15 protein-coding genes are annotated in these 15,841 nt (G+C 73.8%); 3 read left to right on the top strand and 12 right to left on the bottom strand.

Annotation, left to right across the window (positions count from 1 at the left end):
* Positions 1–16: 16 nt before the first annotated feature.
* On the bottom strand, positions 17–1,978 hold the full coding sequence (locus tag HC251_RS10835) for a penicillin-binding transpeptidase domain-containing protein (RefSeq protein ID WP_255566722.1): 1,962 nt from the start codon (positions 1,976–1,978) through the stop codon (positions 17–19).
* Positions 1,979–2,163: 185 nt separating this feature from the next.
* On the opposite strand from HC251_RS10835, the gene HC251_RS10830 reads away from it, so the two are divergent.
* On the top strand, positions 2,164–2,418 hold the full coding sequence (locus HC251_RS10830; RefSeq protein WP_219945295.1) for a hypothetical protein: 255 nt from the start codon (positions 2,164–2,166) through the stop codon (positions 2,416–2,418).
* Between the two features lie 98 nt (positions 2,419–2,516).
* On the opposite strand, the gene typA is transcribed toward HC251_RS10830, so the two are convergent.
* Both typA and HC251_RS10820 read right to left on the bottom strand, forming a co-directional pair.
* The gene (gene typA / locus HC251_RS10825; RefSeq protein ID WP_219945294.1) at positions 2,517–4,370 is read right to left on the bottom strand and encodes a translational GTPase TypA; all 1,854 of its coding nucleotides are present in this window, start codon (positions 4,368–4,370) and stop codon (positions 2,517–2,519) included.
* A gap of 120 nt (positions 4,371–4,490) precedes the next feature.
* Positions 4,491–4,685: a hypothetical protein gene (locus HC251_RS10820; RefSeq protein ID WP_219945293.1), complete on the bottom strand. Its 195-nt coding sequence runs from the start codon at positions 4,683–4,685 to the stop codon at positions 4,491–4,493.
* Positions 4,686–4,860: 175 nt separating this feature from the next.
* Here HC251_RS10820 and HC251_RS10815 point away from each other — a divergent pair, with 175 nt between their 5' ends.
* On the top strand, positions 4,861–6,411 hold the full coding sequence (locus HC251_RS10815; RefSeq protein WP_219945675.1) for an alpha-amylase family glycosyl hydrolase: 1,551 nt from the start codon (positions 4,861–4,863) through the stop codon (positions 6,409–6,411).
* An 81-nt stretch (positions 6,412–6,492) separates the two neighbouring features.
* Here HC251_RS10815 and HC251_RS10810 read toward each other — a convergent pair whose 3' ends face one another.
* The 9 genes from HC251_RS10810 to HC251_RS10770 all read right to left on the bottom strand — a co-directional run bounded on the left by HC251_RS10810 (position 6,493) and on the right by HC251_RS10770 (position 14,276).
* Complete coding sequence (locus HC251_RS10810) at positions 6,493–7,689, bottom strand: HRDC domain-containing protein (protein WP_219945292.1); 1,197 nt, start codon at positions 7,687–7,689, stop codon at positions 6,493–6,495.
* 9 nt (positions 7,690–7,698) lie between these two features.
* Positions 7,699–8,022: a rhodanese-like domain-containing protein gene (locus tag HC251_RS10805; RefSeq protein ID WP_255566683.1), complete on the bottom strand. Its 324-nt coding sequence runs from the start codon at positions 8,020–8,022 to the stop codon at positions 7,699–7,701.
* A 167-nt stretch (positions 8,023–8,189) separates the two neighbouring features.
* Complete coding sequence (locus HC251_RS10800; RefSeq protein ID WP_219945291.1) at positions 8,190–8,807, bottom strand: histidine phosphatase family protein; 618 nt, start codon at positions 8,805–8,807, stop codon at positions 8,190–8,192.
* A gap of 103 nt (positions 8,808–8,910) precedes the next feature.
* Positions 8,911–9,483 (bottom strand): molybdenum cofactor guanylyltransferase, encoded by a 573-nt coding sequence (locus HC251_RS10795; protein ID WP_219945290.1) that lies wholly within the window; start codon positions 9,481–9,483, stop codon positions 8,911–8,913.
* Complete coding sequence (locus HC251_RS10790; RefSeq protein WP_219945289.1) at positions 9,480–10,745, bottom strand: aminotransferase class V-fold PLP-dependent enzyme; 1,266 nt, start codon at positions 10,743–10,745, stop codon at positions 9,480–9,482. The genes HC251_RS10795 and HC251_RS10790 overlap by 4 nt, the downstream gene beginning before the upstream one ends.
* Before the next feature lie 54 nt (positions 10,746–10,799).
* Positions 10,800–11,438 carry a thymidine kinase gene (locus HC251_RS10785; protein ID WP_255566682.1) on the bottom strand — a complete coding sequence of 213 codons (639 nt, stop codon included), beginning with the start codon at positions 11,436–11,438 and terminating at the stop codon, positions 10,800–10,802.
* Positions 11,439–11,493: 55 nt separating this feature from the next.
* Positions 11,494–12,054: a flavin reductase family protein gene (locus tag HC251_RS10780; protein WP_219945288.1), complete on the bottom strand. Its 561-nt coding sequence runs from the start codon at positions 12,052–12,054 to the stop codon at positions 11,494–11,496.
* A 13-nt stretch (positions 12,055–12,067) separates the two neighbouring features.
* Positions 12,068–13,447, bottom strand: coding sequence for a glutamine synthetase family protein (locus HC251_RS10775; protein WP_219945287.1), 1,380 nt, complete (start codon positions 13,445–13,447; stop codon positions 12,068–12,070).
* 58 nt (positions 13,448–13,505) lie between these two features.
* Positions 13,506–14,276: an SDR family oxidoreductase gene (locus tag HC251_RS10770; protein ID WP_219945286.1), complete on the bottom strand. Its 771-nt coding sequence runs from the start codon at positions 14,274–14,276 to the stop codon at positions 13,506–13,508.
* A gap of 111 nt (positions 14,277–14,387) precedes the next feature.
* Here HC251_RS10770 and HC251_RS10765 point away from each other — a divergent pair, with 111 nt between their 5' ends.
* Entirely contained in the window at positions 14,388–15,830 is a 1,443-nt protein-coding gene (locus HC251_RS10765) for an aldehyde dehydrogenase (protein ID WP_219945285.1), read from the top strand.
* The last annotated feature ends 11 nt before the right edge of the window (positions 15,831–15,841 follow it).

The raw sequence follows: 15,841 nt of genomic DNA, 5'->3' as shown, positions 1-15,841 counted from the left end.
GTCGGCCTCGCTTCGCTCAGCCTCCGTAGGCGTTGAGGAAGGCGGCGGCGATGGGGCCGGCGACGCTGCCGCCGCCGGCTCCGCCCTCGACGAAGACGCAGAAGGCGACGTCGTCGCGCCAGCCGATGATCCAGGCGTTGGTCTGGAGGTCCTCGCCGCTGCCGAACTCGGCGGTGCCGGTCTTGGCGAAGACCTCGCCGGGCAGGCCCCCGAGCGAGCCGGTGGCGGTGCCGTCGACCACCACGGCGCGCATCATGTCCCGGAGGAAGCCGGCCTCGGTCGGGTCGAGGGGGATCTCGGCCGGCGGGTCCTCGGCGGCCGGCTCGGCGATGACGCGGGGCGCCTTCCACCGGCCGGCGGCGACCGTCGCCGCGACCATCGCCATGCTCAGCGGGCTGGCCTGGACCCGGCCCTGGCCGATCGACGCGGCACCGGCCTCGGCCGCGCTCTCGAACGGCGGCACCGAGCCGTTGAACGAGCCCAGGCCGACGTCCCACTCGGCGCCGAGGCCGAACGCCGCGCCGGCGGCGCCGAGGTCACCCGGTTCGAGGTCGGCCGACAGGTTGACGAAGGCGGTGTTGCACGAGGCGGCGAAATCCTCGCGGAAGGGCACGTCGCCGAGGACGAAGCCACCGGCGTTGCGGAACGGCTGGCCCCCGGCGGTGGCCGTCGCCGGGCAGGGGACGATCTGGTCCGGGGTGAGGCCCCGGCGGATGTGCGCCAGCGACGAGACCACCTTGAACGTCGAGCCGGGGGCGACCTGGCCGTTGAAGGCGATGTTCTGGGCACTGCCCGTCGGGCCGGTGGCGGCGGCCAGGACCTCGCTGGTGCTGACCCGCACGGCGACCAGGGCCGTCAGGCGGGGGTCGCCCGCCAGGGCGGCCTCGGCCGCCTCCTGGGCGGCCCGGTCCAGCGTCATGCGCACCGGGGTGCCGGGGGTCGGGTCGATCTGCTCGAGCGTCTCGACCGTGGGCGGCGCCGGCTCCGTCGTCGCGGTCGAGCTCGAGCCGTCGGGAGGCGCGTCGGCGGGCGGGCGCGAGACCCGGATCTCGAGCCCTGGCGTCCCGCTCAGCTGCTCGTCGTAGCGGCCCTGGACGCCGCCCTGGCCGGTGGGCTCACCGAGCTCGAGCCGGCCCTCGGACTCGGCCACGTCCTCCTCGTCGGCCGGCCCCACCGTGCCCAGGAGCGGACGAGCGAACGTGCGACTGGGCGGGAGCAGGGCCTCCTCCTCCCGAAAACGGGTGCCCGGGAGGGGCTGGAGCTGGTCCCGGATCGGGTCGTAGTCGCTGCGCCGCAGGGTGATGATCTCGAGGAACTGGTCGTCGGGGGTCGCGTCGATCCGGCCGGCCAGCTCGGCGGCGTCGAGGTCCAGGAGCCGGGCCAGCTCGTCGGCCAGGGCCAGGGTGTCGGGGACGTCGCCGGGCACCACGCCCACGACAACCACGGGCGTCGGGGCGACGAGGGGCTCGCCGGCACCGTCGAGGATCGGCGCCCGGCCCGGCTGGGTGGGGGTGACCGACAGGGAGTCCCCGGCGCGCAGGCGGTTGTCGAGGGCGGCGACGTCCCAGAGGACCTTCCACTCGCCCTGCTCTCCCTCGGCGCCGGCGATGGTGGCGGTCACGGTGCCGCTGGTGTCCCAGGTGGCCCCCTCGACGCTCCAGACGGCCGTGAGGGGGGCGGTGGCGCTGTCCTCGTCCTCGGCCAGGCTGACGTCGCCGGCCGTGGCCTCCACCGTCACCGTCCCGAGGCCCTCGGTGAGGGCGGTGAAGGCGGCGTCGACCTCCGCCGCCGGCTGCACCGTCCCACCCTCGCCGGGGGTGCCGGCGTTGACCGCCTCCACGAAGCGGGCCACGGCGGCGGTGGCCGCCTCGCGCTCGCCGCCTCCGCCGCCCCCGCCGCCCTCGTCGTCCTGGGTGAGGACCACCACAGCTGCGACGGCGAGCGCCACGACGACGAGCACCCCGAGGATGCCGACCATCACGGCCGGACCGGCACCCCTGTCTCGTCCTCGATGGCTCGGGGCCACGGCACCTCCACGTCTCGTCTCCCGCCCCACCGGCGGGACGCCAAGCCCACCACACCAGCCCTGTTGGCGCGGTGATCTCCGGGCCGGGCGGGCCGGGTGGGGCTCCCCGGATGTCCCGGTGCGCTTCCATGGGGGCCGTGAAGCAGTCGATCGACAGCGCGTGGGACGATCACCCGGCCGATCCCGAGGACCAGGAGGACACCCCTCCGGCGTGGTGGATCGTCGCCCTCGTCGACGATGTCGAGGGCATCGACGACCTGCGGGTGCAGCTCGTGCTCGAGGTCCCGGGCACGACCGAGCGGGTCGCCGCCCACCTCGCCCCGGCGACCGCCCGCCGCCTCCGCGCCGCGCTGGCGACCGCCCTGACGACGATCGGCGAAACCCCTGACTGATCCGTCTCGCTGGTCGGAGTGGGTCAGACCCCATCCGACCGTCTGTCACCACCCCACCCGTCGTCGTCTGGTCGGAAGGGATCTGACCCCGGCGGTCCCTACGCCGTGGCGGTGACGGACTTCTTGTTCTGGCGGCGCCGGTCGGGCTCGGCCAGGATCCGCTTGCGGATGCGGATGGCGTCGGGGGTGACCTCGACCAGCTCGTCGTCGGCGATCCACTCGATGGCCGTCTCGAGGGTGTGGACCTTCGGCGGGGCCAGCTTGGCCGCGTCGTCGTGGCTGTGGGTGCGGATGTTGGTCTGCTGCTTCTCCCGCACGGCGTTGACGACCATGTCGCCGCCGCGGGACGCCTCGCCGATGACCATGCCCTCGTAGACCGTCTCGCCGGGGCCGACGAACAGCTCGCCCCGGAGCTGGAGGTTGTCGAGGGCGTGGGCCGTGGTCGGGCCCTTGCGGTCGGCCAGCATGGCCCCGCCCATGCGGTGGGGCAGGTCCCCGACCCACTCGACCCAGCCGACGTGGTGGGTGTGGAGCAGCGCCGTGCCCCGGGTGGCGGTCAGCAGCTGGCCGCGGAAGCCGACCAGGCCTCGGGCCGGCGCCTCGAAGGTGACGATGGTCCGGTTGGTGTCGCCCGGGGCCAGGTCCTTGACGATGCCCTTCCGGGGCGCCAGCGCCTGGGTGACGGTGCCGACGTGGTCGCTGGGGACGTCGATCACGCCCCGCTCGAGCGGCTCGTGGCGGCGGCCGTTGATCTCCTTGACGATCACCTCGGGCCGGCTGACCTGCATCTCGTAGCCCTCGCGGCGCATCGACTCGATGAGCACCGCCAGCTGGAGCTCGCCCCGGCCGGCCACCTCGATGACGTCGGGCGTGGTGGTCTCGTTGACCTTGATCGAGACGTTGCCGAGGACCTCGCGGTCGAGGCGCTCCTGCAGCTGCCGGGACGTGACGAACTTGCCGGACAGGCCAGCGAGGGGCGAGGTGTTGATGCCGAAGGTCATCCGCAGCACGGGCTCGTCGACGCTCAGGCGGGGCAGGGCCTCGGGGGTGCCGGGATCGGCGAAGGTGTCGCCGATCTCGACCTCGGGGAAGCCGCCCAGGACGAACAGGTCACCGACCGAACGGGTCTCGACCTCGATGCGGCTGATGCCCTCGAAGCCGAGCAGGGCCGAGGGCTTGCGGGCCACCGCCGGGGCTCCCTCGGCCACCTCCTCGTCGAGGAGGGCGATCTGGGAGTCCTTGCGCATGGTGCCCCGGACCACCCGGCCCACGGCCAGGCGGCCGAGGTACTCGGAGGCGTCGAGGTTGGTCACGATGGCCTGCAGGGGGCCGTCGGGATCGCCCTCGGGCGCCGGGATCTTGTCGACGATGGCCTGGAGGAGCGGGGTGAGGTCGGCGTCCTCGGGCGGCATGCCGATACCCTCGATCGCCCGAGCCTCGCGGGCGACGGCCGAGATGATCGGGAAGTCGATGTCGTCGGCGTCGTGGGCCAGGTCGAGGAACAGCTCCTCGACCTCGGAGAGGACCTCCTCGGGGCGGGCGTCTTGGCGGTCGACCTTGTTGATGACCAGCACCGTCGGCAGCCGCATGGCCAGCGCCTTGGAGAGCACGTAGCGGGTCTGGGGCAGGGGTCCCTCGGCGGCGTCGACGAGGAGCACCACCCCGTCGACCAGGGCCAGGGCCCGCTCCACCTCACCGCCGAAGTCGGCGTGGCCGGGGGTGTCGACCAGGTTGATCTTGGTGTCCCCCCACACGACCGAGGCCGCCTTGGCCAGGATCGTGATGCCGCGCTCGCGCTCTTGGTCGTTGGAGTCCATCACCCGGTCGACCAGGTCCTGGTGGGCCCGGAAGACCCCGGTGGTGCGGAGCAGGGCGTCGACGAGGGTCGTCTTGCCGTGGTCGACGTGCGCCACCAGGGCGACGTTGCGGGTGTGGGGGGGCGCGGCGGTCATCAGGTTTCTCTCGACAGGCGAAGGGCGCGGCTCCAGGGTGTGAGCGGGCGCGGGAACGGAGGGTCGCCCAGGTTACGGCGGCGGCGGCCGAGCGCGGCTACCGGGACGGGGAGGGGCCGATCAGGCCCAGGGCTCCTCGACCTCGACCTCGGCCGTGTCGGCCAGGCACCAGGAGGCGTGGTCGTGGCCCGGATCGGCCCCGCACTCGGGGCAGGAGCGCTCGCTGGCCCGCTCGATGATGTCCTCGTAGGAAGGCTCCGTGGTGCGCTTCAGCGCCCGTGCCTCTTCGAAACGGCGATGCCGACCCTTCTTCACGGGCCCACTCCAGCGGTGTTGGTGTGCGATCAATCCAGGTCCGCCACCCTACAGGGCGACCGACCCGGTACCGCATCCACCCGACGGGGGGTCCGCCGGTCACGGTGCGTGGTCCCGGGGCGACGGGGACACTCTCCCACCGGCGGCCGCCTAGGTTCCCGACGTGCCCGACGAGATGCCCTCCGACGACGACCGACCCTGGTGGCAGGGGGCGGTCGTGTACCAGATCTACCCCCGGTCCTTCGCCGACGCCGACGGTGACGGGGTCGGCGACCTGGAGGGGATCCGCTCCCGGCTCGACCACCTGAGCTGGCTGGGGGTCGACGCCATCTGGCTGTCGCCGTTCTTCCGCTCCCCCATGGCCGACTTCGGCTACGACGTGTCGGACTACTGCGACGTCGACCCCCTGTTCGGCACGCTCGAGGACTTCGACCGTCTCGTCGCCGACTGCCACGACCGGGGCATCAAGGTCGTCATCGACTGGGTCCCGAACCACAGCTCGGACCAGCACCCGTGGTTCCAGGACGCCCGGTCGAGCCGCGACGCCGCCCATCGAGACTGGTACGTGTGGCGGGAGCCCACGCCCGACGGGGCCCCGCCCAACAACTGGGTGGCCGCCTTCTCCGAGGCCGAGCCGGCGTGGACCCTCGACGAGGCGACCGGCCAGTGGTACCTCCACCTGTTCCTGCCCGATCAGCCCGACCTGAACTGGGACCACCCCGAGGTCGAGGCGGCCATGCACGACGTGCTCCGCTTCTGGTTGGACCGGGGCGTCGACGGGTTCCGGGCCGACGTGCTCCACGCCATCGGCAAGGACCCCGACCTCCCCGACGACGCCGAGGAGCTCATCCCCATCCCCCACTCGGGCCTCAACCACGTGCCCGAGGTGACCCTCCCGCGCCTCCGCCGCATCCGGGAGCTGCTCGACTCCTACGACGGCGACCGCATGGTCGTGGGCGAGGTGTACCTCCTCGACACCGCCCTGGTCGCCCAGTACTACGACGACGGGCGGGGCATCCACCTGTCGTTCAACTTCCCGCCCCTCTACGCCCCGTGGGACGCCGGCGTGTGGCGGCACCGGGTCGACGAGGTCGAGCGCCTCATCACGCCGGCGGGCTGGCCCACGTGGGTGCTGTCGAACCACGACAACATCCGGCACCGCAGCCGCTACACCAGCGAGGAGCGGGCCCGGGCGGCCGTGTTCCTCACCGTCGGGCTCCAGGGGACGCCGTTCCTGTACGCCGGCGAGGAGCTGGGCCTGGAGGACGCCGTGGTCCCGCCCGAGCGGGTCGTCGACCCGGGCGGCCGCGACGGCTGCCGAGCGCCGATCCCGTGGACCCCCGCGCCCGACCACGGCTGGGGTCCCGAGCCCTGGCTGCCGTGGCCGCCGCACGCCGACGCCGGCCGCGATGCCGAGACGCTGCGGGCCGACGAGGGCTCGATCCTCCACCTGTACCGGCGGCTGCTGGCCGCCCGGCGGGCGTCACCGGCCATGGTCGCCGGCGGCCAGCGGGTCCTCGACGACACGCCCGACGGGGTCCTGGCCTGGGAGCGGACCGCCGGCGACGACCGCCGGGTGGTGGCCGTCTGCTTCGCCGCCGCCCCCGCCGAGCTGGCGCTCGCCGGCGACTGGGTCGTCGAAGTAACCAGCACCGGCGCCGGCGAGGGCGAACCCTTCACCGGGTCGCTGGACCCCGACTCCGCCGTGGTCCTCCGCCCCGCCTGAGGTCGGCGCCGACGACCCACGCGCGACCGGTCGGAGTGGGTCAGACCCACTCCGACCGATCGGCGCGAGGTCGAGGGTGCCTCAGGCGCGGGGTTCGAGGACGAGGTCGGCGCCGTCGAAGGCCAGGGCGGCCCGGCCGTCGACCAGGTCGCGGATCGGCTGGCCGACGATGTCGTTGCGCCAGCCGTCGGCCAGGCGGCCCGACCCGTCGATCAGCAGGTCCTCGATGTCGGACCGGGTGGCGAGGAGCGAGGCGTCGATCCGGTGGGTGCGGGCCAGCTGGGCGACCCAGGCCGAGACCAGCGCCACCGCCGGGCGCAGCTTGCGGTCGAGCTCGTGGTCCTGGGCCCGCTCGGCCCGGGCGGGGGGGCCGGTGGCCAGACCCTCGGCCACCGCGGCGAGGAGCTGGTCGGCCAGGGGCGGGCGCCGCATCCGGTCGTCGAGGCCCCGCACGCCCTTGAGGTCGGCGATCGACGACGGGGCCCGGTTGGCCAGGCTCACCACCGCCAGGTCGGCCATGACGTGGCGGACGGGGATGTCCAGCTCGGCGGCCCGCCGCTCGCGCCAGGCGGCGACGGCCCGGACGACGCCCAGGGCCTTGCCCCGCAGCTGCCGGGCCTCCTTGATGCGCTTGTAGGACTCCTCGGGGTGGCGGAGCGGGCGCCACGTCCGCTGGGCCTCGTTCTCGAAGGCGACCCACGGCGTGCGGCCCAGGGCCTCGAGCTCGGCGGCGAGGCGGTCGTGGATCTCGAGGAGGTGGGCCACGTCGGCGGCGGCGTAGCTGCGCTGACGGTCGTCGAGCGGACGGCGCAGCCAGTCGGTCAGCCGGTCGCCCTTGGGGAGCCGGATGCCCAGCTCACCCTCGGCCAGGGCGGTCAGCGACGGGGTGCCGTAGCCGAGGAAGCCGGCCGCGATCTGGGTGTCGAAGAGGGCCGAGGGCACGGCGCCGACGCTGTGCTGGAAGACCTCGATGTCCTGGCTGGCGGCGTGCATGACCGCGAGCCCAGGTCCGGCGAACAGGCGGGCGAAGGCGGTCATGTCGACGGCCAGCGGGTCGACCAGGGCGATGGCGAGGTCGTCGGGACCCCGCTCCCACGCGACCTGGATCAGGGCGACCTTGGGCCAGTACGTCTTCTCCCGGTGGAACTCGGTGTCGACCGCGTAGCGGCCCACGCCCACCAGCTCGTCGACCAGGGCGACGAGGCCGTCGTCGGTGTCGATCCATGCCGCGTCGGGTGACGGGGCCGACCGCTCCCCCTCCCCTGACCGTCGGCGCATCGAGCGGCCCTAGCCCGGCTGGTCGCCGGCGACGGTGGGGAGACCGGCGGCGATCCAGCCCTTGGTCCCGCCGGCGACGTTGACCACGTCCCGGCCCTGGGCGGCCAGGTGCTCGGCGGCCCGCATGCTGCGACCGCCCACGGCGCAGACGAGGTAGACGGTGCGGTCGTCGGGCACCTCGGCCACGCGGTCGGGCACCTCGCCGAGCGGGATGAGCATCGCCCCCGGGACGTGGCCCTCCTCGTACTCGTGCGGCTCCCGCACGTCGATCACGGTCACACCGGACCCGTGCAGGCCGGCGAAGGCCTCGATGTCCACCTCGGGCACGTCCACGCAGGGCTCCTTCCGTCGCCGGCCACCCTACCGGGACGGCCCGGACCGGCCAGCACCCTCCGTCACCGTCGACCAGGGGCGCCGCGCGGTCCGCGGTGGCGAGGCGTGGCGAGGGGTGGCGCCGCCGTTCTGAGCCAGAGATCGGCCACGGGTGGCCCGTCGCGGGCTCAGAAGGCCTGCCAGCGGTGGAGCAGGCGGGCGGTCGGCAGGTCGACGGCGAAGAGGTGGCCGGGGCCGGGCTGGTCCCATCGACGGTCGATGGGGTCGCCGGCCAGGTGGCAGGACCACAGGGTCCCGACCGCGCCGTGCCCGATGACCACCACGTCGCCTCCGCCGTCGGCGGCCGGGCCCACCAGGTCGGCGAGGGCGGCGACGATCCGGGCCTGGGCGTCGGCGGCCCGCTCCCAGCCGGCGACCGACTCCTCCGGCCGGGCGAAGAAGGCGTCGGCCAGGCGCTCGAACTCGTCGGGGGGCACGAAGCCGGTCGCCGACCGGTCGTTCTCGCCGGTGTCGGGGCGGACCTCGACGGGGAGGCCCCGGGCGGCGGCGAGGAGCTCGGCCGTCTCGACCGCCTTGGCCTCGGCGCTGGCGATGATGCGGCGCACCCCGCCGAGCCACGGCTCGCGGGCCAGGGCCTCGGCCCGCCGGCGCCCGACGGCGCTCAGCCCCCAGCGGGGGACGGGCACGTCGGGGTCGATGGCGACCTCGGGGTGGCTGACGTACCAGAGGGTCGTCACCGTCGCTCCCGGTGGCGTGAACCGTCGCACCACGATGATCTCGGCCACCGCTCGCCGCCACCCTCAGGCCGCTGACCAGCGACTCCCTCGCACCGGAGCGTCGGACGTCGAATCGCCAGCGAATCGCCGTCCGACGCCCGGGTCGCAGGCGTCACGGGAGCTCCGCCGGGGTGTCGGCGTCGGCCACGGCCTCGCGGGTGAGGACCACGGCCCGGGCGGCGCCGAGGGCGGCCACCGCATCGAGGCGGCGCGCCCCCCCGTCCACGAGGCCCGCCACCTCGGCCGCCAGGGCGGTCCCGACGCGCCAGGCGCTCGGGAGCCACTGCGCCCGACCGTCGACCACCGGGTGGGCGGCACCCACCGTCTCGTCCAGCGCCTCGACCAGCTCCACCAACGACCCGGCTGCGGGCGCCACCAGGTCGCACGGGGCCAGGACCAGCACGGCGCCCTCCCCCGCCCGGTCCACCGTCGCCGCCATCGCCGTCGCGAGGCCACCCAGCGGCCCCTCGCCCGGCCAGCGGTCGGCCACCGGCTCCAGGCCCAGCGCGCCCAGGGCCGAGGCATCACCGCCGACGGCGAGGACGCGCCGGCACCCGGCGGCACCGAGGGCGGCGGCCACCCGGGCGGCCAGCGGCACCCCGTCCACCTCGACGAGGGCCTTGTCGCGCCCCATGCGCCGCGACGACCCGCCGCAGAGGACGGCCCCGACCAGACCGGTGGTCATGCCTCGGCGATGCCGCCGTAGGTGGAGACGGTGGAGGAGGTGGGGGCGTCCTCGGTGAGGGGCACGTCGGCGAGGGCCGCACCGAGGTCGGCGACGAACTGGTCCGCCACCTGGGCGTGGTACGGCGAGAGCATGACGTGGAGCCCGCCCTGCTGGCGGTCGAGGTTCCACCCGCGGGCGTCCATCTGGTCGCCGACGGCGTCGTGGGAGCGCCCCGGCGTCGTGACCTGGAACACCGAGATGTCGGGCGCCGGGTCGACGACGGCGCCGTCGATGGCCGCGATCCCGTCGAGGAAGCGGGTGTGGGCGTCGAGCACCTGGGACGTGAGGCGCAGGAACCCCTCGCGCCCGAGGTGCATGAGGGCGGCCCAGGCCCCGGCGATCGGCGGCGCCGGGCGGGTACCGGCCGGGGTCGAGCTGGCGTAGAGGCCGCCGGGCCAGTCGGAGTACCAGAAGTGCTGGTGCTTGAGGAGGTCGCGGTCCCGGTAGAGGACCAGCGACGCGCCCTTGAAGGCGTAGCCGTACTTGTGGACGTCGGCGCTCAACGAGGTCACCCCCGGCACCGAGAGGTCCCAGGGCGGGACCGGCTGGCCCAGCTCCTCCCAGAACGGCAGCAGGAAGCCACCGAGGCAGGCGTCGACGTGGCACAGCAGGCCCCGCTCGTCAGCCAGGGCGGCGACAGCGGCCACGGGGTCGATGACGCCGAACGGGTAGCACGCGGCCGAGGCGACCAGGAGCGCCGTCCGGTCTGTGATCGCCGCCCCCAGCCGCTCCGGGTCGATCCGGCCGTCGGCCTCGACCGGCACGGTCACCAGCTCGATGTCGAGCAGGTCGCAGGCCTTGGCGAAGGCGGGGTGCGCCGTCTCGGGGGCGAGGACCTGGGGCTCGGGGATGCCCATCTCGGCCCGGGCGTGGCCCCGGGCGACCTGCACGGCGCAGAAGATGCTCATGCTCCCGCCGGCGGTGACGGCGCCGGCGTCGGCGACGCCGCCGAAGAGGTCGGCGCCCATGGCCACCAGGTCGAGCTCCATCTGCAGGAGGCTCGGGTACCGGAACGGGTTGAGGGCGTTCTCGTGCAGGTAGCGGTCGGCCACGGCGTGCAGCACCGCCTCGTGGGCCTCGTCGCCCGAGTTGTAGACGAGGCTGAAGGCCCGCCCGCCCTTCCAGTCGAGGTCGCCGGCGCGCGCCGTGTCGATCTGCTCGAGCAGCTCGTCGGCCGGCATCCCGGTCCGGGGCAGGCGGGCGGGACCGTCGTCGCTCATGGCGAGGAGGGTACGTCGTCGCCGCCGACGGGATCAGGCCGGTCGGCGCGCGACCTACTTGACGACGCCGGCGTTGTAGTGGCGACGGCAGAGCAGCTCGTAGGTGACGACGTCACCGAACAGCGGCGTCTCCACCACGCCGGACGCCTCGGTGTCGGCGATCACCACCGTCTCGCCCTCCCGCGTCATCTGCCCGTTGACGAGGCGGGCGTTGTGGGTGGCCCGGCGCCCGCACCAGCAGCGGGTCTCGACGCTCAGCGGGACCCGCTCGTCGGCGACCTCCATCAGGCGCCGGGTCCCGTCGAAGAGGCGGCCCCGGAAGTCGGTGAGGAGCCCGTAGGCGAACACGTCGGCGCCCATCTCGTCGACCACCGCGGCCAGCTGGTCGATCTGGGCCTCGGCGTAGAACTGGACCTCGTCGCAGACGAGGAAGTCGAGGTGGCCGTCACCTGCCGCGGCCTCGGCCCGGGCCAGGGCGAGCAGGTCGACCTCGGCCGTGACCTCGACAGCGGGGTGCGACACGCCCAGCCGGCTCGACACCGCCGTCCCCTCCCGGTCGAAGAGGGTGCACAGGACCCCACGCAGACCGCGGCGGATCAGGTTGTGGTGCACCTGCAGGGCGACGGTCGACTTGCCCGAGCCCATGATCCCGTACGAGAACCGCAGGACGCCCTGCCTCACGACGTCGGTCACGTGTCGGGTCTAGCGCGTGGGAACCACGTTGCCGGCCTGGTCGGCTTCGCTGCGCTCAGCCGCCGTAGGACATGCGGGTGTCCTCCATGCGGAGCACCTCGGTGTCCTCGGCGTGCTGGAAGCCAGCGTCGACGACCTCGCCGACGAAGAAGGTGTGGCCACCGCAGTCGACGGCCTGGCGGACCGCGCAGTCGACGTAGGCGGGGGCCTGGTCGAGGATCGGCGCCCCGGACGCCCCGTCGTGGAACGGGAAGCCGTTCAGCGTCATCGCCGCCGCGTCGACCTCGACCGGCTTGGTGAACTTGCGGACGATGGCCCGATCCTCCCGGCTGATCGTGTTGACGCTGAACACCCCGCCGGCGGCCACCAGCTCGTGGGTGAACGCCGTCTTCTCGACCCCGACGCCCACCAGCTTGGGGTCGAAGCTCACCTGGGTCACCCAGTTGATGGTCATGCCGTTGCGGCGCTCGCCGTCCCGGCTGCCCAGCACGTAGAGCCCGTAGGGGAACGACCACAGCACCCGCCGTCGGAGCTTGTCGTAGTCGGCCTCGGCCTCGGGCCCGCTCACCCCCTCGGGGAACGGTCCGATCGGTCCGGATCCACCAGGTGCTGCCATGGGGCGACCGTACCTACAACCTCTCGAAGCCGCGCATCAGCTCCCAGTCGGTGACGGTGCGGTTGGCCGCGAGCCACTCCTGGCGGGCGGTGTTGAGCAGGTGGTGGTGGACGTCGTCGCCGAAGGCCTCCCGTGCGATGGTCGACCCCTCGAACAGGTCGATGGCCTCGACCAGGGTCGACGGGATGCGCTCGACGTCGGGGGCCTCGTAGGCGTTGCCCTCGAAGGCCGGGCCGGGGTCGATCTCGTTCTCGATCCCGTGCAGCCCGGCGGCGACGATCCCGGCGTAGGCGAGGTACGGGTTGACGTCGGCACCGGGGATGCGGCTCTCCACCCGGCGGTGGGCCCCGTGGCCGACGATGCGCAGCCCGCACGTGCGGTTGTCGTCGCCCCAGGCGATGGCGGTGGGGGCCCACGAGTCGGGCATGAACCGCTTGTAGGAGTTGACGTTCGGGGCGAACAGCCACGACAGCTCGCGCGACGCGGCGACGAGGCCGCCCAGCCAGCTCCGCACGGTGGCCGACAGCTCCTTGGGATCGCCCGAGTCGGTGAGGGCGAGCGAGCGGTGGCCCTCGTCGGCCCACACCGAGGAGTGGATGTGGCACGACGAGCCGACGTCGTCCATCGACCACTTGGCCATGAACGTGATCGCCACGTCGTTGGCGGCGGCGATCTCCTTGGCCCCGTTCTTGTAGATGGCGTGACGGTCGGCCATCTCCAGGGCCTCGGCGTACACGAGGTTGATCTCGTGCTGGCCGTAGCCCGCCTCCCCCTTGGAGAACTCGACGGGCACGCCGGCCGCGTCCATGCCGTTGCGGATCTGGCGGATGATGTGCTCGTCGCGGGTCGTCTGGAGGATGTGGTAGTCCTCGATCCAGTCCGAGTGGGGCGTGAGGCCCTTGTAGCCGGCGGCCTTGGCCTCGGCGTAGGTGTCCTTGAAGAGGAAGAACTCCAGCTCGGCGCCGATCTTGACCGTCAGGCCGCGGGCGGCCGCCCGCGCGAGCTGGCGCCGCAGGATCTGCCGGGGCGACACCTCGATGGGGGCGGTCCCGCCCTCCTCGACCAGGTCGCACAGGACCAGCGCCGTCTTCGGGATCCACGGCACCCGTCGCAGCGTGGCCAGGTCGGGCACGAGGGACATGTCGCCGTAGCCCGTGTCCCAGCTGGCGAAGGTGTAGCCGGGCAGCGGGGTCATGTCGACGTCCACGGCGAGCAGGTAGTCGCAGGCCTCGATCGTCCCCTCGAGCACGGTGTCGACGAAGTAGCGACCGGTGACCCGCTTGCCCATCAGCCGTCCCTGCATGTCCGGGAAGCAGACGAGGACGGTGTCCACCGCGTCGGACGCCACCTGCTGGCGCAGGTCGTCGGCGGTGATGATCCCGTGGGCTGCCATCAGCGTGTCCTCGCTCGGGGGTGGTGGACGCACAGGCGCCCGGCGGTGCGGTCGAGCATCACTCTGGTGTCGTGTAGGCGGCGGTGATGCCGCCGTCGATCAGGAGCGACTGGCCGGTCATGAACGACGACTCGTCGGAGGCCAGGAAGATGGCGCCCTGCACCATCTCCGATGCCTCGCCGAAGCGGCCCATGGGGATGTGCACGAGGCGGCGCTGCCGCTTCTCCTCGTCCGACAGGTACTTGGCCAGGAGCGGGGTCAGCACCGGCCCGGGGCACAGGGCGTTGGCCCGGATGCCCTGCCGGGCGTAGATCACCGCGATCTCCCGGGTCATCGAGAGCACCGCCCCCTTCGACGTGGTGTAGGCCAGCTGCGGGGTGGCGGCGCCCAGGTGGGCGACGAAGCTGGCCACGTTGATGATCGAGCCACCGCCGGCCTCGAGCAGGGCCGGGATCCCGGCCCGGCAGCAGTGCCACAGGCCGGTGACGTTGACCGCCATGGTCGCGTCCCACGTGGCCTGCGGCGTGGTGGTGGGGCCGTCGTCGTCGGCCAGGCTGATGCCGGCGTTGTTGTAGAGGACGTCGAGGTGGCCGAAGGCCTCCACCGTCGCGGCCACGGCGGCGTCGACGGCGTCGGCGTCGGTCACGTCGGCCGTGAGCGAGATCGCCTCACCCCCGGCGGCGCGGGCGGCGGCGGCGACGTCGTCGCAGCCGCGGACGTCCATGGCCGCGACCTTGGCCCCCTCGGCCGCGAACATCTCGACCGCGACCTTCCCCATGTCGCCGCCGGCGCCCGTGATGAGCGCCACCTTGCCGTCCAACCGGCCCATCGGTCTCCCTCGCGTGGCCTGTGCCCTCTGCCGAGCGGCCGGGGGTCGGGCCGTATGATGCCGCGTCCCCGCGAGGGCGGAGGACAGAGTCGCCGGAGGATCAGCCGCAGCATGCCCGAGACCCACCTCCTCGTCGTCTCCGGAGACCGCCGGGAGGCGGCCGACGGGACGACCCGCGACGTGATCGCCCCCGCCACCGGGGCGCCCTTCGCCACCGTGGCCCAGGCCGGCCCGGCCGACGTCGAGGCCGCCGTCGCCGCCGCCCACGGCGCCTTCGCCGAGGGCCAGGGCGCCTGGCCCCGCACCAGCGCCACCGAGCGGGGCCGGGTCCTCGCCCGGGTCGCCGCCCTCCTGCGGGAGCGGGCCGACGCCGTCGCCGAGCTCGAGGCCACCGGCGCCGGCCACCCGATCGGCGACGCCCGCTGGGAGGTCGAGGCGGCGGCCCGCACCTTCGAGTACTACGCCGGGTTCGCCAACAAGCACCTGGGTTCCACCATCCCGGTGATGGACGGCGGCATCGCCCTGACGCTGCGCGAGCCCGTCGGCGTCTGCGCCCTGATCGTGCCGTGGAACTTCCCGCTGCTCATCGCCTCGTGGAAGGTCGCTCCCGCCCTGGCCTGCGGGAACCCGATCATCCTGAAGCCGGCCTCGCTGACGCCGCTCACGGCCCTCGTCCTGGGCGACCTGCTCGTCGAGGCCGGTGTCCCGGCCGAGGCCGTCCACGTGCTGGCCGGGCCCGGGGCCCAGCTGGGCGACCTGCTCGTCGGCGACCCCCGCGTGGCCAAGGTCGGGTTCACCGGCGAGACCGCCACCGGCGCCCACATCCTCCGCCAGTCGGCCGACACCATCACCCGGGTCACCCTCGAGCTGGGCGGCAAGTCGGCGTCGGTCGTGTTCGCCGACGCCGACGTCGAGCGGGCGGCGGCGGCCACCCCGATGGCGGTGTTCGGCAACGCCGGGCAGGACTGCTGCGCCCGGAGCCGGATCCTCGTCGAGCGCCCGGCCTACGACGCCTTCGTCGCCGCCTTCGCCGCCGCCACCGATCGGGTCGTCGTGGGTGAGCCCCTCGACCCGGCCACCGAGATGGGCCCGATGGTCAGCGCCGGGCAGCGCCAGACGTCGCTCGACTACCTCGACATCGGGTCGGGCGAGGGTGCCCGCCGGGTGTGCGGCGGCGAGGTCCTCGACCGCCCCGGCTTCTACCTCTCGCCCGCCGTCGTCGCCGACGTGGACAACTCGATGCGCATCGCCCGGGAGGAGATCTTCGGCCCGGTGGCGTCGGTGATCCCCTTCGACGACGAGGACGACGCCGTCCGCATCGCCAACGACAGCGACTACGGCCTGTCGGGCTCGCTGTGGACCGGTTCGGCGACGCGAGCCGTCCGGGTCGCCAAGCGCCTCCGGACCGGGTCCCTGTCGGTCAACAGCCACTCGTCGGTGCGGGTCGAGACGCCCTTCGGTGGCATGAAGCGCAGCGGCCTCGGGCGCGAGCTCGGCCCCGCGGCCATGGACCACTACTCCGAGATCCGCACCGTCCACTTCGCCGAGGACTGACCGGTCGGAGT

It is taken from the genome of Iamia sp. SCSIO 61187 (assembly GCF_019443745.1).
In the GTDB taxonomy this organism is placed as follows: Bacteria; Actinomycetota; Acidimicrobiia; order Acidimicrobiales; family Iamiaceae; genus Iamia.
The sequence above is the reverse complement of the archived record's forward strand: the minus strand, read 5'-3'. Positions and strand labels throughout refer to the sequence as shown.

Coding starts and splice junctions, on each gene's coding strand:
- HC251_RS10775 (WP_219945287.1), bottom strand. CDS start 13,447: ATGGCAGCCCACGGGATCATCACCGCCGACGACCTGCGCCAGCAGGTG.
- HC251_RS10835 (WP_255566722.1), bottom strand. CDS start 1,978: ATGGTCGGCATCCTCGGGGTGCTCGTCGTCGTGGCGCTCGCCGTCGCA.
- typA (WP_219945294.1), bottom strand. CDS start 4,370: ATGACCGCCGCGCCCCCCCACACCCGCAACGTCGCCCTGGTGGCGCAC.
- HC251_RS10795 (WP_219945290.1), bottom strand. CDS start 9,483: ATGACCACCGGTCTGGTCGGGGCCGTCCTCTGCGGCGGGTCGTCGCGG.
- HC251_RS10765 (WP_219945285.1), top strand. CDS start 14,388: ATGCCCGAGACCCACCTCCTCGTCGTCTCCGGAGACCGCCGGGAGGCG.
- HC251_RS10810 (WP_219945292.1), bottom strand. CDS start 7,689: ATGCGCCGACGGTCAGGGGAGGGGGAGCGGTCGGCCCCGTCACCCGAC.
- HC251_RS10780 (WP_219945288.1), bottom strand. CDS start 12,054: ATGGCAGCACCTGGTGGATCCGGACCGATCGGACCGTTCCCCGAGGGG.
- HC251_RS10770 (WP_219945286.1), bottom strand. CDS start 14,276: ATGGGCCGGTTGGACGGCAAGGTGGCGCTCATCACGGGCGCCGGCGGC.
- HC251_RS10815 (WP_219945675.1), top strand. CDS start 4,861: ATGCCCTCCGACGACGACCGACCCTGGTGGCAGGGGGCGGTCGTGTAC.
- HC251_RS10790 (WP_219945289.1), bottom strand. CDS start 10,745: ATGAGCGACGACGGTCCCGCCCGCCTGCCCCGGACCGGGATGCCGGCC.